The organism is Leptotrichia wadei (assembly GCF_007990445.1).
Classification (GTDB): Bacteria; Fusobacteriota; Fusobacteriia; order Fusobacteriales; family Leptotrichiaceae; genus Leptotrichia; species Leptotrichia wadei_A.
Genome location: NZ_AP019841.1, coordinates 2,225,997 through 2,243,869 on the forward strand (window position 1 = coordinate 2,225,997; position 17,873 = coordinate 2,243,869).

The following is a 17,873-nucleotide window of genomic DNA, read 5'->3' on the forward strand; positions in this document are numbered from 1 at the left end:
CTCTAATTTAGTTCAAAAAATACTTTATATGCTCTGTATGTTTCATACAAGTCCGCTTTTGATGAAATTTCAAATAAAGAGTGCATTGATAAAAGTGCCGGCCCTGCATCTATCGTTCTAATTCCATAGTAAGCCAGAAACTTCGCAACAGTTCCTCCTCCACCTTCATCAACTTTTCCAAATCCGCCCGATTGATATTTAATTTCATTTTTATCAAATATTTGTCTTATTTCCTGAATAAATTCAGCATCTGCATCATTTGCCATAGATTTTCCACGGCTTCCAGTATATTTAGCGAATGCCAGTCCATAAGATAGCCGAGCTACATTTTCAATATCGTGAACAGATTTATACACAGGATTCATTGCAGCAGTAACATCTGATGACAAGGCTTTAGAATTCCACAAAGTTTCCCTTAATATCTGATCATTATAGCTTTTTTCTGTAAGTGAAAGCATTTTTCCAACAATATATTCAGGCAATGTCGACTTCAAGCTTGTCGAACCTTCACTTCCGATTTCTTCCTTATCTGTCAAGTAAACCATAACAGTTTTTTCTGTTTCCTCTATTTCAAGCAAAGCTCTAAGCGAAGTAAATGCGCAAATTCTGTCATCTTGCCCGTATCCTCCAATCATGCTCTGATCAAGCCCCACATCTCGCAATTTCCCAGCAGGCACAACTTCCAGCTCTGCAGTAAAAAAGTCATCTTCTTCTATTCCATAATCTTTTTTCAATTTATCAAGTACAAACTGTTTTATTTTTTTATTTACATTTTCATCATTTACAGGCATATTCCCAAATAACAATTTTAACTCTTCACCTTTTATTACATCCCTTGCCTTTCTTTCATCCTGCACATTATACGACAAATGCGGCAATATATCAGGCATGCTAAACACAGGCTCATCATCCCGCTCTCCAATTGAAAGCGAAATTTTCTCACCATCCTTCAGAAAAACTACACCGTGCAATGCCAACGGAGTCGCAGCCCATTGATACTTTTTAATTCCACCATAATAATGTGTATTCAATAGTGCAAATTCTTCAGCTTCCATTATTGGATTAGGCTTCAAATCCAGTCTTGGGGAATCAACGTGGGAAACAATCATATTAATACCGCTTTTTATATCATTTCCAACAATTACCGCAATAATATTTTTATTTCTATTGTTAAAATAAATTTTATCCCCCTTTTTCAATTCACTTTTTTTATTAATATCGACAAATCCATTTTTTATAAGCTCTTTTTCTGTCAAATCTACAAATTCACGCTCAGTCTTTGCCAAATCCAAATATTTTTTATAGTCTTCAGCAAATTCAAATATTACTTTTTTTTGTTCATCTGTATAACTTTTCCACAAATTTTCCTTTGTCATTTTACTTCCTTTCCCAAAGTTTCAATTATAACAAAAAAACGGTGGCTTGAAAAAATATTCCGAATCAGCCACCTTCTTTCCAAACTAAATTAATTTTTCGATTTATTTAATTTTATTTATCTAACATATCAAATTTATTTAACTTCGTTTAATTTCTTTTCCAATTCTTTTCCAGCTTCTTCATATCCTGGTTTTCCTAATAATGCAAACATATTTTTCTTATATGCTTCTACTCCAGGCTGATCAAACGGATTTACACCTAAAAGGTATCCACTTACTCCACATGCTTTTTCAAAGAAATAGAATGTATATCCTAAGTGATAAGGAGTTACTTCAGGAATATTTATTCCTAAGTTAGGCACATTTCCATCAACGTGCGCCAAGATTACTCCATCAGTTGCTTTTTTATTTACATAATCCAATGTTTTTCCAGCAATAAAGTTCAATCCATCAAGATTTTCCTTGTCACTTTCAATAACAAATTCCACTTCAGGTTTTCCAATAGAAACTACTGTTTCAAAAAATAATCTTTGCCCTTGTTGAATATATTGACCTAATGAGTGTAAATCAGCTGAGAAATCTGCTGAAGTTGGATACAGTCCTTTTCCTTCTTTTCCTTCAGATTCTCCAAATAATTGTTTCCACCATTCTGCCAAATAGTGAACTCTTGGCTCATAATTTACCATTAATTCCAAATCTTTCCCTTTTCTATGCAAGATGTTTCTAACAGCCGCATATTGTAAAGCCTGATTTTCATCCATATTTTTGTTTGCAAAGTCATTCATCGCATCTTTTGCTCCAGCCATTAAGTCATCAATGTCAATTCCAGCCGCAGCGATTGGTAAAAGTCCTACTGCAGTCAACACAGAAAATCTTCCTCCAACATTGTCAGGTACAACAAAAGTTTCATATCCTTCAGCTGTAGCAAGTGTTTTCAATGCTCCCTTCGCTTTATCTGTTGTGGCATAGATTCTTTTTGCAGCTTCTTCTTTTCCGTATTTTTCTTCCAGCATTTTCTTGAATACTCTGAATGCAATTGCAGGTTCAGTTGTAGTTCCAGATTTTGAAATTACATTTACTGAAAAATCTCTATCTCCAACTACATCGATTAAGTGTTGTAAGTAAACACCGCTCATATTTGTCCCTGCAAAGTAAATTTCAGGAGTTTTTCTCTTATCTTTTGGCAAGTTATTGTAAAAACTGTGTGATAAAAATTCAATTGCAGCCTTCGCTCCTAAATATGACCCCCCAATTCCAATTACAACTAAAACTTCCGAATCATTTTTAATTTTTTCAGCCGCCTTTTTAATTCTGGCAAATTCATCTTTATCATAAGTTTCAGGCAAATCAACCCATCCTAAAAAGTCATTTCCTGCTCCAGTTTTTGAAGTCAATACTTCATTTGCCAATTCCACATAAGGCTTAATTTGTTTTAATTCATCTTCGTTAAAAAAATTTTTTGCAAATTGATAGCTAAAATTTAATTTCATTCTTTCTTATCTCCTTAATATACAATTTTATTTTAGTCCATTGTAAAAGTTTGTAAAATTCCATTAATAAAGGTTTTATCAATTTTAATCTTCCATTTCAATTTTTTAGCAAGAGATTTTAAACTCATCACTTAAATTTTATACCCATTACTTTTACAATTTCCTAATACAATTTTATTTCCTAAATTTTTTGAAAATCAAAAAACTTTTATTTACACATAGTAACACAACCTTAAAATCGAATAAAAATAAATCTCTATAATTTCAATTTAATATCTCGATTTTGAAACAGTTTCATAATAAACTTGCCTAATAACCACACATAGTTTTCAAATTACAAGCCAAAAGCTAAGTTGGCAAAATAAAAAATATACAAAAAACTTTCTTCCGTTTTAAAGTAATTTTTTACCAAACTATTTTTCAATTAAAGTATAACAAAAAACAAACTTTTTTTCAAATTTTTCCACTTATATTTTACAATTTTAAAAATTTTTTCCTGAAATTTTAAGTTTTATTATACAAATATCCTTAATATCTAGTCAATTTCCCCTTGCTTATTGTCCCCTTCACATTAAACTTTTCATCAAAATATGTCAAATCTGCAAAATATCCTTCTTTTATAAATCCATATTCTTCATCAATAGCCACCGCTTCAGCAGGATAGGAAGTTGCCATTCTAAGTGCTTCTTCAAGCGAAATATGAACTTCTTCCACTAGATTTTGCACCCCTTTTATCATAACAAGCGAAGATCCCCCCAAAGTTCCTTCTGGAGAAATACATTTTCCATCCCTATACAAGACTCTGTTGCCTTCAAACATAAACTCAGTCATATTATCTGTTCCAGCAGGGCTAACTGCATCTGTCACAAGATAAAGCCTATCCTTCATTATTTTCTTAGCAATTTCCACAGAAGCAAAATCTATATGAAGCCCGTCAACTATTATCCCACAATTCGTAGTATCATTATTGAATAAAAATCCAACAACCCCAGGCTCTCTCGAATCCAGTCCTCTCATTGCATTATACAAATGAGTTCCGCAGTTATAGTATTCCTTCTTTTCCACACACTCCTCATAAGTTGCATTCGTATGCCCAATAGCCACATTAATCCCAGCATCTCTCAATTTTTTCAAATGTTCAACTTTAGCCTTTTCAGGTGCTATTGTTATTATTCTAGCAACTTCTGGCCCTGCCTTAGCTATTTTCTCAATCATCTCATCCGACAAAACTCTTATATATTCAGAACGATGAATCCCCTTTTTTTCCACACTTATATAAGGCCCTTCAATATGAAGCCCCAAAACTCCAATTTCCTCCTTATCCTCCATTCCCTTCACAAGTTCAATAGCCTTTTCTATTTTCTCATCTGGAGAAGTTATAAGCGTAGGCAAAAACGAAGTACACCCATATCTTTTATTAGTTTCATTCATTATTTCCAATGCTTCCCTAGAAATATCATCATTAAACAGCACCCCTCCGCACCCATTAATCTGCAAATCAATAAACCCTGGCGACAAAATCATCCCTTCAACATCAATAGCTTCCTGATTTTCCAATTCTTTTTTATCAATCAAAGAAAAATCCACTATCTTTTTTATAAATTTCCCTTCCAAAACAACCGCATTTTCCCCAATAAATTTCTCCCCGTCAAATATCTTTGCATTTTTTATAATCATCTTAACAATAGTTCCTTTCTTTGTTTTTATTTTAGGATATTTTAGTTAATAGCTGTTTTTTCTTATTCTACCTAGTATGCTTTTAAAACAACTATTATAATTAAATTAAAAATGTCGTGATTTTTTTGGAATAAAATTGACTGTTTGAACTTTTTAATAACCTTTAAACTATAATTATTTAAACAGATAAAATAACTATTATCAAAAAGCGAATTTCAATTTTGTTTCAAAAAATGCTTAGACAAGCCAGAGATGCAAGGAAAATGGCAATTAATTTCCCTTGCTTTGAAAAAAGGAAAAAACATAAAACCCTTTCATTAACAATAATTTATTAATAAAACTTATTTTGCCAATTCTATTAAATATTTTTTATATTTTTCTAAATCTAAATTCTTAGCTTCAATTTCCTTAAAATACTTATAAGTCTTAACTTTTATATCCGAAGCCGCCATCTCATCAATCACTAGCACTGCCCTTCTATGCAGCTGCAAAGCCGAAATTGTCCAAAGATGATTAACTCCGCCTTCTACTCCATGATAAACCGCACGGGCCTTTTTATACCCATTTGCAAGAATCATAACCTCCTTTGAGTCCATAAGCGTCCCCACACCAATTGTCAAGGCTGATTTTGGCACTTTTTCAATATCATTGTCAAAAAATCTGGAATTTGCCAAAATTGTGTCATAAGTCAGATCCTTGTCACGTGTATGTGAAGAAAGCGATGAACCTGGCTCATTAAATGCAATATGCCCATCTTCTCCAACTCCGCCCAAAAACAGCTGAATCCCGCCAGATTTTTTTATTTTTTCCTCATAGTTATGACATTCTTCCTCTAAATCTTCGGCACATCCATTTAGAATATTTATATTTTCTTTTTTTATATTAATATGCTTAAAAAAGTTCTCATTCCTGAACCTCCCACGACTAAAGTCGCAGGGTTCTAAAATCTTTAAAAATATTTAAAAATTTTCTAAGAAGTTTGATAGCTTTACACTACCCTTATTCTTTTAGGCGTGTTCAGCTCACCTCTATTGTATAGGACGCTTAAGTCCACAACTTTACTTTTTCTTAATATATTTAATGCTCCATTACAATCCGCATTTAATTGATAGCCTTTACTTGTTTGATATAGTCCTCTTTTTATTCTTTTTCCACGGAATACATATTCTTGTAGATTTTCTTTATCATATATTGGGATTTCATCTCCATCAAAGAAACTTGCTTTTGATGTATAACTCTCTTCTTGCAGCTTAAATTCTATTCCATATAGTTTACATAGATGTATTAATTTATCTCTTAATTTTCCATATGGTATATTTACAAAGTTTTGATTGTTTATACTTCCTATATTTGAATTTCTTTGAAAATCTTCATTATATCCTAGAACTAGTTTTCCTATATCATTATTAAGACAATAATTTATTATTATTCTTGCTGCTTTTGAAAGATAATCTTCTATACGATTATTTCTCTTTCTAGCTATTCTCTTTTGCCTCAATGTTATATGCTCTATCTTTTGCTTATCTTTTATGCTTTGTAATTTTGCATTTATCTTATTATAGTATTGATTAATAGATTTTAATTTTCTGCCGTCTATTATGAATGAAGCTCCATTATTACTAACACAAGTACAAAGATTATCTATACCTAAATCTATTCCTAGTCCATTTTCTTTATTTAATTCCCTTTGAACTTCTTCTACTTCATAAGTATATTGAATTTCAAAGTACATAGAATGTTGTTTTGGTATTATTCTAATCTCTTTTATCTTCTTGCCTTTTAATACTGGTGGCAGCTTAATTTTAACTTCCTGATGAGTTTTCTTAAACAAATTTGAATAAGGAATAATCAGCATACCATTTTTTAATCTAACAAAACCTATAACAAGAGTTGTAAAACCATCCTTAGCAAGATATTTAGGTAATTTTATTTTTTTATTATCATATTGACCATTCTTAGCAAGTTTTAAAAGTCCAAAAAATGATTTGAAACTTCCGTCTACTTCTTTTAGAATTTGTTGAGCCATATTAGAATTTAACTTCTTATAGTTCTTACTATTTTTAAGCATTTTATAGTTTTCATTATAACTTAAATACTTTTTATTTTTAAAATAGTATTGTCTAACATTGTATATAGCCTGATTCTTTAAATTTTTAGCTATATGGCACAAATATTTTAAATTTCTAAACTCTTTTTTACTAAAATGTTTTACCTGTTGTTTTAAAGTTAAATACATATATATCACCTTTTCATCAGAGATATTATACTATATATCCTATATCTTATCTATTAAAAAGTAATATTTTTTATTTATTTTTAAATATTTTTAAAATTTTTAAAACCCCACAACAGCGGGAAGCGTCGTTCACATAAGTGCGCTACTGCTTATGCAGTTCTCATGGCATATATACTCCTTAATAAATTAAGGAGATTAGCCTTGAACTTCTTGTTATCTCTAACAAGCACAGACTATATCTTATCCATATCCTATTTCAAGGACTTAGGCGAAACCACTTCCAATACCTATCGCTTGTATTGTACTCCCCTCACGAGGGATAGTCGTTGAACTTTCCTTTTCAGGATTAGCTGCTGATTGTCTATTATCATAATGTTTAGAATTTAACCTTGCACCATCTAGTATATTTTTTCTGCTTTCGCCACCTTCACACTTATACCATATTTGAACGAAGGTATTATGTTGTGGTTATACTAGCTTTAAGAGTTCCCAGCAATTCAGTTTCTTTGTTGTACAGCTTCTCTCTGTATCTACATACAAGTTTCCCTATATGCTTACTAAAATTTTCGTGCAATTCATCTCACGACTAAAGTTGCGAGTGTTCTTGCACTATTTAATAAAATAGTGATAACTTTGCGGATCTTCAGGCTTTAATCCCACATATTCATCCATATTAAAAGTCACGACATTTTCAAACGACAATATCCCTTCATTATACAAATTTATCAGTTCCCGATAAGTCGCAAGCGGCGTAGAGCCCGTAGGAAGTCCCAGCACAAAGGGCTTTTCCCTTGTAGGCTTAAATTTTAATATTTTTTTAGTAATCTGATAAGCACTCCATCTTGCCACTTCATCAGCATTTTTTAAGATAATTACACGCATTTCATTCACATCCCTAATTTAAAATTTTAAATTTTCATTAAAATGTTTCTTACTACTATTATATACCCTTTTTTTATTATGTCAAGTCCATTTTATTAAAATTTTGTTTGGAAAAATTAAAAAAAAATTGTATAATTTAATTGGTGATGATAAATAAAAAGCTGTAAATTACAGTAATTAATTAGGAGGATAATATGAAAACATATTTAGTGACAGGTGCTGCCGGCTTTATTGGCTCTAATTATTTAAAATATATTTTAAATAATTATAAAAATGATGATATTAGAGTAATTGTAGTCGATGTGCTTACCTATGCAGGAAATTTAGGCACGATTGCCAATGAACTTAAGGATGAAAGAGTAAAATTTGAAAAGGTTGATATTCGTGATCAAAGGGAAATTGCCAGAATCTTTTCTGAAAATGAAGTTGACTTTGTTGTGAATTTTGCGGCAGAATCACATGTTGACCGTTCTATTGAAAATCCGCAAATTTTTTTGGAAACAAATATTCTTGGTACGCAAAATCTTTTGGAAAATGCTAAAAAAGCATGGACTGTTGCAAAAGATGAAAATGGCTACCCAATTTACAAAGATGGCGTAAAATATCTGCAAGTTTCAACTGATGAAGTTTATGGAAGTTTATCAAAAGATTATGATACAGCAATTGATCTAGTAATTGACGATGAAGAAGTGAAAAAAGTTGTAAAAAATAGAACAAACTTAAAAACTTATGGTAAAAAATTCTTCACAGAAAAAACTTCCCTTGATCCAAGAAGCCCGTATTCAGCTTCCAAAGCAAGTGCCGACCACATTGTAATTGCCTACGGCGAAACTTATAAAATGCCTATAAACATTACAAGATGCTCAAATAACTACGGTCCTTACCACTTCCCTGAAAAATTAATTCCGCTTATGATAAAAAACGTGCTGGAGGGTAAAAAATTGCCAGTTTACGGAAAAGGAGACAATGTAAGGGACTGGCTTTATGTGGAAGATCACTGTAAAGGAATCGACCTAGTTTTAAGAAATGCTGACATTTATGAAATTTACAATATTGGAGGCTTTAACGAAGAACAAAATATTAATATTGTAAAATTAGTTATTGATATTTTAAGAGAAGAAATTGAAAATAACGATGAATATAAAAAGGTTTTAAAAACTGACTTGCAAAATATAAATTATGATTTGATTACTTATGTTCAGGATCGGCTTGGGCACGATATGAGATATGCCATTGACCCTTCAAAAATTGCAAGAGATTTAGGATGGTATCCAGAAACAGACTTTGAAACAGGTATCAGAAAAACTGTAAAATGGTACTTGGAGCATCAGGACTGGGTAAACGAGGTAGTTTCAGGAGATTATCAAAAATATTATGAAGAAATGTACGGAAATGAATAGTTCAGTAAAAAAAGTTCAAGTATATACAAATTTTGTTTAATATTAAAAAAATTGATAAAGAAAGGTGATAATTTATTATGAAAAAAATTATTTTTTTGCTGGCACTTCTTTTAGGAAGTATGTTATCAAGTGCACAGCAAAATGTAGTTAATGTGTCATTTCTAGGACTTCCGCTATATTCTAATAGAAATAGGTTAAATTCGTCTTCGATTATAGATTTTAACAATCATTCGATGATTTTTATATCAGATCAGAAAGACTGGTTCTGTTATACAGAAAATAACACTAATCGAGAAAAATGTGAATATTTAAATTTTGTTATGCATGTAGTTCGTGTTGGAGAAAGGGAGTTTGCAGTAGCTTATACGGCTTTTGAAAGTAATAAAAAAAAATCAGATGGTTATCCAGATATAGGATTAAAAAAAGATGACGATAGATTGTATAATATTCAGTTTAAAGATACAGAAATAATAGTTGGAGCAGGATCTTATATAAAAAATGGAAGAAAATATAAGAGAGAAAACTATCAGACGTATTCATTGAATGATGTATATTCACTTTTGAGAAGTAAAAATACAGTAACTTTATTTCCAAAAGATCAAGAAAGATTCAAAAATAGAATAAATTCATTAATTACAGGAATAGAAACAGATTATCCAAGTTTTACAAATAAAAATTATGGTTATATAGAAAGAAGTGGTGGATCATACGTCTCATCAGAAAGTTCAGGTGGAAATTATGGATACGGTGGTTATGACTCTAATGTAAATTATAGCAAAAATAGAATGCGTTCTTCATATTCAGGTGGTGATAATGCCACTTTGACAGGAACTTTGAGACATTTTTCAGAAATTAAGAAATTTGGTGCATTTTCAGGACAGAGAATAGATTTTTATGTTTTGGAGCTTCCAAATTCAATAACTGTAGATAATATGAGTGCCAAGCAAATTCAGTTAAATATTATTAATAATGATGGCAGATACACACGATATGTTAATAAAAAAGTAACAATTTCTGGATCGCTTCGAGTACCTGATACTTTGAATTGGCAAAGAGATATTGTATTGGACAATCCAAGTCTACAGTGAAAACAATAAAAAAATATAAAAAATAAAATGAACAAAAATCAAATCTGCTCAAACTCTAAGTTTATTTAATTTTACAAGTTTGAGTAAATATTGTATAAGGAGAAATTCAATGAACAATTTTATAGTAAAAGAAACCCCAATAAAAGGCTTAGCAGTAATTGAGCCAAAAGTTTTTGGAGATGAAAGAGGATTCTTTATGGAAACTTATAACAAAAAATCCTTTGAAGAATTGGGACTTACAATGGACTTCGTTCAAGATAACCATTCAAAATCTAAAAAAGGCGTTTTACGTGGACTTCACTTCCAGACAAAGCACACTCAAGGAAAATTAGTACGTGTGATAAAGGGAAGCGTTTACGATGTGGCAGTTGATTTGAGAAAGGACAGCGAAACTTTTGGAAAATGGCATGCGGTAAAATTATCTGCCGAAAATAAACTGATGTTTTATATTCCAGAAGGCTTTGCACATGGCTTTTTAACACTTGAAGATGAAACAGAATTTACTTATAAATGCACAGATTTATATGCTCCTGAATATGATAGCGGAATTTTATGGAATGATGAAACAATAAATATCGACTGGAAATTTGAAGAATTTAAAATAAACCCCGATGAACTGACAATTTCTGAAAAAGATAAAGTTCAACAGAAATTTGACAAAACAAAAAATTATTTTGAATGATTATTCAAAGTAAAGCATTCATATAAATAACTTATTGTTTCTTTAAAAGATTTTTTAAAAATATTTTCTTTTAAATTGAAATATGAGCCACTCCTGCCTAAAAAGCGGGAGTTTTTTGAAAAATATATGCTTTTATCAATCCTGCTTAACTATTTCCACTCTGAATTTTTATCTTTTCTGTATTTGAACACCGTTTCACAATTTTTTTATTCAAATTTTCTATAACATAAGTTAAAAAATTCTTTTTATATTTTGTTAAAATTAGTAAAAAAAGTTTACTTTTTCAAAAAACTTTTATATAATTAGGTAAAGGCTAATATAAGGTTATTGCACGTTATGCTAAATCCTATTTAAAAAATAGAATACATATCTTATTATTTTTTAGTAACGGATCAACTCCCTTCTTGGAAAAATTTATAAATCTATTATTGTAATGGGAAATAGTATTAATTAAAGATAAAATCGATATTTTATCTGTAAAAATTAAAAAAGTTAAATTATAGATAAAGAAAGAAATGTATAGTTTAAACAGATTTTTTGATTTTTAGAAAGGAAGAAATATGACAAATAATTTAAAAGAATTTAAGCAAGAATTAAAATCATTTGCTAAAAAAGTAAAAGATTTTAAATACACAGATTCAGCGCTTATCACATTTTTATTAACTGGTGCGATAGGAAAAAGTGCATCGGCTAATCACTTTTCAGACGGAAATGAAATTGAAATACAGTCAAAGGCAATAAATACTTCGATTGAACAGCAGAAAAAAGATTTCAAAAGGGCAAGGAAGGAAAATGACAAACTTATCAAAAAAACAAATTTAGAATTGATTCAGCTTATGGAGCAAGGAGATCATGCGGTTAAATCACCTTGGGGCAATTGGCAATTTGGAATAAACGAATTTTACAACAATTGGCAAGGACGCTACAAAGGCCATGGAGATAAGGTCAAAGATGTTAAATATGCCAGAGATACTTCGTACAAGAAGACAGGAATTATAAAAACAGTTATAGAGAGCGATAGTGATAATGATTATAATAACAGTAATGGTACGAGCGGCGAAAATAATATAACTGGACAAGATAAAACTTTAGTAAACAGGAAAAATTTTCTGTATACCAGGGCTTCTAATAATCCTAATGACTATGTTAACGGGATTATTCGTTTAGATATGCACAGCGGGGCTAATCTTGAAAGCGAAAAAAATAAATTGGGAAACAAACTTGGAACGGCTTCATCTGAATATGCAGCTTTTGATGATGTAGCAAAAATTGCTGGCAAAACAACGAACAGTACAGAAGGGTACACTTTTATAAATTCAGGAACGTATGTAATTGAAGGTGGAAATGCAGCTTTTTCTAACAGTTATGAACATATCGGAGGTAAAAATGATGCGACAGTTGCTTCTGTTGTAAATACAAGCGAAGGAAATATAATAATTCATCCATATTCTGGAAATGGCGGGATATATGATTCTAATTCAGCGGCATTTATAGTTTCTCCATCGGTTATAGGAAATGGGAATCCGCAAATTTTATATAATGCCGGAACGGTGGAAATGTATAATAAAAAATCTGCGATTTTTTTCTTAAATCCAAATGGAGATTACACACGAAATCATAGCAACCACAATTATGGAGGATTTTTTGAACAGCCATACAGCAATTTAATTCCAAATCCTAGTGGCACATTTTATGATGATGACACGTTGAATCCTAGAGAAATAACAATTGTTAATAGAAATAAAATAAATACATACGGTGAAGAAAATGTAGGAGTATATGTAAAAACAGGAAAATATATAAGTTCTGCAAATCTTGATTTTAAGACAAAATCTTCAAATGGAGAATGGGCACCGTTGACTATGTATGGAGACAGCAGCATCGGGCTATATGTTCCAGTTGACAAAGATTCAAAAGAAATCACTGAATTGATTCCAAATAGGGATTCCGGTCCAGTTGTTGGGAATTTTGCTGTTAATTTAGGAGATTCCAGCGGAAATTCCAGAGAAATTTATGAATCAAAAAACAGCACAAATATTGATGCTCAGACTACTGCTGGTATTCCAAGCAGATTTACAGTAAACAATGACAGATACATTGACAAGTCTTACGGTATTTTTGCTTCCAGCTCTGTTGACCTTGAAACATCTACTGCAAATAAAAATATAGAAAATGGACATCAGATAAATCTTTTTAAAAACGTAAAAGACAGCATTGGAGTATTGACTGGAGATGGAGCCGATATTAAACTTGGCGCTGGAAAAATCTCGTTAAAAGGCGGACTTGATAATATCGGCATTGTTGCTGGCGGAAGCGATACTTCAGTTTCTGGAGTTCAAAGCACGGATGGAAAAGTAAAAGGAGATGTTGTCAATATTGAAGGCGACAGCAGAAATGACAGGGGAAATATAGCCATTTATGCTGGAAATAATGCAAATAATGAAGTTGCTGTAAATGCGGTTGTTTCAAAGGATGCCACAAATTCAGTAGCGCTTATTGCAGATAAAGGGGCGAAAATTACTGTAAATGATTCTATTTCTTCTCCTTCAATAATTGGTACAAATGCGACAAAAATAACAAATGCAGGAGTGCAAATATCTGGACTGGAATTTCATTATGATCCAAGCCGTGTTGATGCTAAGAATGTTTCCACAGACAATGCCGGAGCAGCTTATGCCGACAATGGCGCAGTAATAACAATGAATAGAACTTCTCTTCCATCAGCATCAAACATTTCCATAACTGGCGGAATTGATTCTCAGACTAATAAAAATACAGGATTTGGGCTTTTTGCCGATAATGGTGGTAAAATTAATGCACGAAAGAACTGGATAAAAGTGACAGATGGAGCCACAAATATTGCTTCAATTAACGGTGCAAAAATTGATTTGGAAGGCGGAAAAATTGAATATAAAGGAAAGGGGTATGCACTTTATACCGACAGTACAAGCAGCTCCTCGGATGCTATTAATATGAAAGATGCGACATTAGTGCTAGATGGAAAAGCTGTCGGATATGTTTATGACCAGGCTAGGCCGAATGTTATAGCTTTTAACAGCAATACAAACATTGATGTGCTTTCTGATGATGTAATAATTTCAAATTTAAAAAATTCAGCAGGACCGCTTGTCATAGATGTGGAAAACAAATCTGGCAATAACAGCTTGAAAAGCCGGCTTCTTGGGGGAAACGTGAATGTTACAAGTTCAAACGGGAAAACAGACTACAAATATGCCTTGATAGATGATGCGACAGTTCAAATAAAATCGGCAATTGATAAAGCAAATTTGATAAGCGGTTCAGACAGTGAAGTATTTACAAAAAGATTTTTATATCAAAATTCAAGATTGCATGTGGAGGCATTTGGTTCAGTAAAAGCTGAATTAAATACGGCTCAAATGAATGCGATAGACGATAGATTTTTAGCACCAGTGGGACTTGCAATTACTGGAAGTTCAAGGTCAATTAATAACCGTACAACAGAAATTGGGAATAAAGGTAAAGTTTTTGTTGACAGAACAGATGCTGGGCAAGGTGGAGTAGGATTTTTGGCTGATTATGGATGGATTAATAACTATAATGCTGGAAAATTGGAAGTGGAATATAGCAGTGTACCAGGTGTAACAGTAACACCTAATGACAAAGCAGTTGGAATGTATGGAACAAATAATTCAAATATGGTAAGTTCTGGTCCAATACGTGTTGGTGGTAAAAACTCAATTGGAATTTTAGGACTTTCTTATAAAATAGACCCTGCTACAGGTTTGGCTATCGATCCATCTAACGAACCTTATTTTAGAAGTGCTGCACATCCAGAAAATTTTGGGAAAATAGACATTATGAATTTGCCATGGGGTGTAATTACAATGTATGGGGATGGAGCGATTGGAATATTTACAAAAAATAACAGTATTGATCCTACTGTAAGATCTGTTCCATCTACATCTAAAGCCTGGCTTGTCGGTGTAAATGAAGGTACTATTACAATATATGGAAATAATCATGCGATAGGAATGGGATCTAATTTTGGAGCTGTTACAAATTATGAAGGTGAAGATCCTGTTACTCATGTTTACCAGTCTGGAAAAATTGATATACTTGGTACGCAATCGTTTGGAATGTATGGAACAAATAATACCGATTTGAAAAATTTTGGGATAATAAATGTTGCTGCAACTTCTCCTGGAAATGAATCAATAGGAATGTATGGGGATGATCCAAAGACAAAAGTTTATGTATTAGAAACTGAAAATGGAACTAGAATAAGAAACAATAGCATAATAAATGTTGGACAGTATTCTTACGGTATTTTTGTCAGAAACATAGAAATGAATGGCGGTACAATAAATGTAGATGATAATGGAGTAGGAATTTATTCTCAAGGGCCTGATGTCAATCTTATTGCAGGAAAAATTAATGTAGCAAACAATAATGCAGTCGGAATATACATTGATGATGCTACCGTAGAGCCAAAACCTACAATTGTTAAGGGAAATGTAGATATGAAAGTTGGGCAAAATTCAGTTGGATATTTGATAACGGCAGCAAATACTAAGACGGATATAAAAACAAAGGCATCAAGTGATGTTCATATTGGAGAAAACTCAGTTTATATTTATTCTAGAGCACCACAAAATTTAGGCGGAAAAATTGAAACTGAGTCAAAGATTGTGACTGATGGAAATAACAGCTATGGGATTTATTCATCTCAAGATTTTATAAATCGTGGAGATATTGATTTAAAATCAGGAACTGGAAATGTTGGAATTTATTCATCTCAAGGAATTGGCCAAAACTATGGAACAATTGATGTTGGTCCGAGTGATGTGACAGCTGGAAAATACGGAATTGGAATGGCAACAGGAAGTACAGCTGCATCAATGGGAACAATAGAAAACCATGGAACAGGAATAATTAATGTCACAAAAAACAGCAGTGTTGGAATGTATGCATCGGGTTCTGGTTCAAAAGCAATAAATAGAGGTATTATTAACTTGGAAGGTAATGATACAGTTGGAATGTATATTGATGATCATGCTACTGGAGAAAATTATGGAACAATTCAGACAACACCAGCCGCGAGTGGAACTGGAATAAAAGGTGTAGTTACAAAAAATGGAGGAATCATTAAAAATTATGGAACAATACGTATTGCTGGAGGTGTGGGAGTATATAACGAAGCAGCTAGCGAGTACCAAGTTCAAGGAACTAATACTTCAACAACTGCATCTTCTGTAGGAACAGGAGTTAATAGAACAGTAGCAGAAAAATCAATAACAAAAGTTCCAGCGCATCCAAGTCCAGTATCAATACCGATTCCCGCCGTACAAAACGGAGCATCAAGAGTTGACACAGATATAGCTTTGCCGCAAGCACCAAAAATGCCTATTTCTGATTTTACAGGAGTTACAACATTAAATATGCCGGTGGAACAAACAGGTCATAATTTTGATAATAATAGCAATAACAATAACAGCAGCAGCAATAACACCAATAATACAATTTCAATAAGAGAAATGTCAACTATAGGAATGTATGTAGATACTTCAGGAATAAATCATACAAATCCTATCCAAGGTTTGAACAATTTACCAGGACTTACAGATGTAAATTTAATAATGGGAACAGAAGCTACCAATACTTTGAATGCAAAAGCAGTTCAAATAGGAGATGACATTCTGCAGCCGTATAATGATGCTTTGGGAAGTGCAGGAGCTAAGGTGAATGTAGATTCAGCAAGTTTGACTTGGAAAGCGCACCTAGTGGAATCTGGAAATACGGCAGCACCAATAAAAACAGTATATATGGAAAAAATTCCTTATACTGATTTTGCAAATAAAAATGATATGGATACCGGGCATTTTTTAGATGGGCTTGAACAAAGATATGGAATTGAAGATATAAATTCAAGAGAAAAACAGCTCTTTAATAAGTTGAATGATTTGAGAAAAGATGAGAAAAAGATATTTGCACAGGCTGTAAACGAAATGAAAGGTTATGAATATTCAAATACTCAAGAACGTATTAATTCAACTGGGAATAAATTAGATAAGGAAATTGGATATTTACGAAACGAATGGAAAAATCCAGTTAAGCAAAATGACAAGATTAAGATATTTGGAACAAAAGATGAGTATAAAACAGATACAGCTGGAGTTGTAGACTATGACAGCAATGCTTATGGAGTAGCCTATGTTTATGAAGGTGAAGCGCTTAAAATGGGAGATTCTTCCGGATGGTATGCTGGAGCTGTTACAAATCAATTTAAATTTAAAGATTTAGGAAAATCGACTGAACAAGATACAATGATTAAAGCTGGAATATTTAAAACAATATCGCCAAAAAGTGATCAAAATGGTTCATTAAGATGGACAATTTCAGGAGATGTATTTGGTGGAATAAATAGTATGCATCGTAAATTCTGGGTTGTAGATGATACATTTGAATCAAAGGCTAATTATTACACTTATGGAGCAGCTGTAAAAAATGAATTAGGCTATGATATAAGATTGTCTGAAAAAACTCATTTGAGACCTTATGGAGCTTTAAAAATGGAATATGGACGATTTACAGACATAAAAGAAGATAATGGTCAAATGAATTTGGAAGTTAAAGGAAATGATTATTTTTCAGTTAAGCCTGAAATTGGAGCAGAGTTTAAATATATTCAGCCACTAACTGCGGGAACTCAACTTTCAGTGGGACTTTCGGCTGCGTATGAAAGCGAACTTGGAAAACTTAATAGATTAAATCAGGCTAGAGTTCGTTATACTACGGCAGATTGGTATAATTTGAGAAATGAAAAGGAAGATAGAAAAGGAAATGGAAAATTTGACTTAAATATTGGAGTGGGAAATACAGGATTTGGTGTGACAGCAAATTTAGGGTATGATACGAAGGGCAAAAATATCAGAGGCGGACTTGGATTTAAATTGAGTTTCTGATTTTTACCATTAAAATTTGATATAATTGTTTAGCAAGGAGCCATCTCATAAGTGAGAGATGCTCCTTCTTTAAAAAAAGACAGAAAAACTTCCTTCAC

Annotated in this window: 8 protein-coding genes and 2 pseudogenes; 4 read left to right on the forward strand and 6 right to left on the reverse strand. The window is 32.1% G+C overall.

The features are described from left to right. Positions 1 to 2: 2 nt before the first annotated feature. The 6 genes and pseudogenes from FVE74_RS10535 to FVE74_RS10570 form a co-directional block, all read right to left on the reverse strand. The gene (locus FVE74_RS10535) at positions 3 to 1,376 is read right to left on the reverse strand and encodes an aminopeptidase (RefSeq protein ID WP_147004467.1); all 1,374 of its coding nucleotides are present in this window, start codon (positions 1,374 to 1,376) and stop codon (positions 3 to 5) included. A gap of 134 nt (positions 1,377 to 1,510) precedes the next feature. After that, complete coding sequence (locus tag FVE74_RS10540; RefSeq protein WP_147004468.1) at positions 1,511 to 2,866, reverse strand: glucose-6-phosphate isomerase; 1,356 nt, start codon at positions 2,864 to 2,866, stop codon at positions 1,511 to 1,513. Positions 2,867 to 3,394: 528 nt separating this feature from the next. After that, positions 3,395 to 4,543, reverse strand: a complete 1,149-nt coding sequence (nagA, locus tag FVE74_RS10545) for an N-acetylglucosamine-6-phosphate deacetylase (protein WP_147004469.1) — start codon at positions 4,541 to 4,543, stop codon at positions 3,395 to 3,397. A gap of 341 nt (positions 4,544 to 4,884) precedes the next feature. After that, positions 4,885 to 5,457, reverse strand: a pseudogene (gene nagB / locus FVE74_RS10550) (glucosamine-6-phosphate deaminase); the annotation flags it as partial. Positions 5,458 to 5,531: 74 nt separating this feature from the next. Then, positions 5,532 to 6,779, reverse strand: a complete 1,248-nt coding sequence (locus tag FVE74_RS10555) for an RNA-guided endonuclease InsQ/TnpB family protein (protein ID WP_147004470.1) — start codon at positions 6,777 to 6,779, stop codon at positions 5,532 to 5,534. 615 nt (positions 6,780 to 7,394) lie between these two features. Further along, a pseudogene (locus tag FVE74_RS10570) lies at positions 7,395 to 7,661 on the reverse strand (glucosamine-6-phosphate deaminase); the annotation flags it as partial. Positions 7,662 to 7,855: 194 nt separating this feature from the next. Here FVE74_RS10570 and FVE74_RS10575 point away from each other — a divergent pair. The 4 genes from FVE74_RS10575 (at position 7,856) to FVE74_RS10590 (ending at position 17,775) form a co-directional block, all read left to right on the forward strand. Beyond that, positions 7,856 to 9,061 carry a dTDP-glucose 4,6-dehydratase gene (locus FVE74_RS10575; RefSeq protein WP_147004472.1) on the forward strand — a complete coding sequence of 402 codons (1,206 nt, stop codon included), beginning with the start codon at positions 7,856 to 7,858 and terminating at the stop codon, positions 9,059 to 9,061. A gap of 77 nt (positions 9,062 to 9,138) precedes the next feature. After that, positions 9,139 to 10,149, forward strand: coding sequence for a hypothetical protein (locus FVE74_RS10580; protein ID WP_147004473.1), 1,011 nt, complete (start codon positions 9,139 to 9,141; stop codon positions 10,147 to 10,149). A gap of 109 nt (positions 10,150 to 10,258) precedes the next feature. After that, the gene (gene rfbC, locus FVE74_RS10585; RefSeq protein ID WP_147004474.1) at positions 10,259 to 10,831 is read left to right on the forward strand and encodes a dTDP-4-dehydrorhamnose 3,5-epimerase; all 573 of its coding nucleotides are present in this window, start codon (positions 10,259 to 10,261) and stop codon (positions 10,829 to 10,831) included. A 560-nt stretch (positions 10,832 to 11,391) separates the two neighbouring features. Further along, positions 11,392 to 17,775: an autotransporter-associated N-terminal domain-containing protein gene (locus tag FVE74_RS10590; protein WP_147004475.1), complete on the forward strand. Its 6,384-nt coding sequence runs from the start codon at positions 11,392 to 11,394 to the stop codon at positions 17,773 to 17,775. Positions 17,776 to 17,873 lie beyond the last annotated feature (98 nt).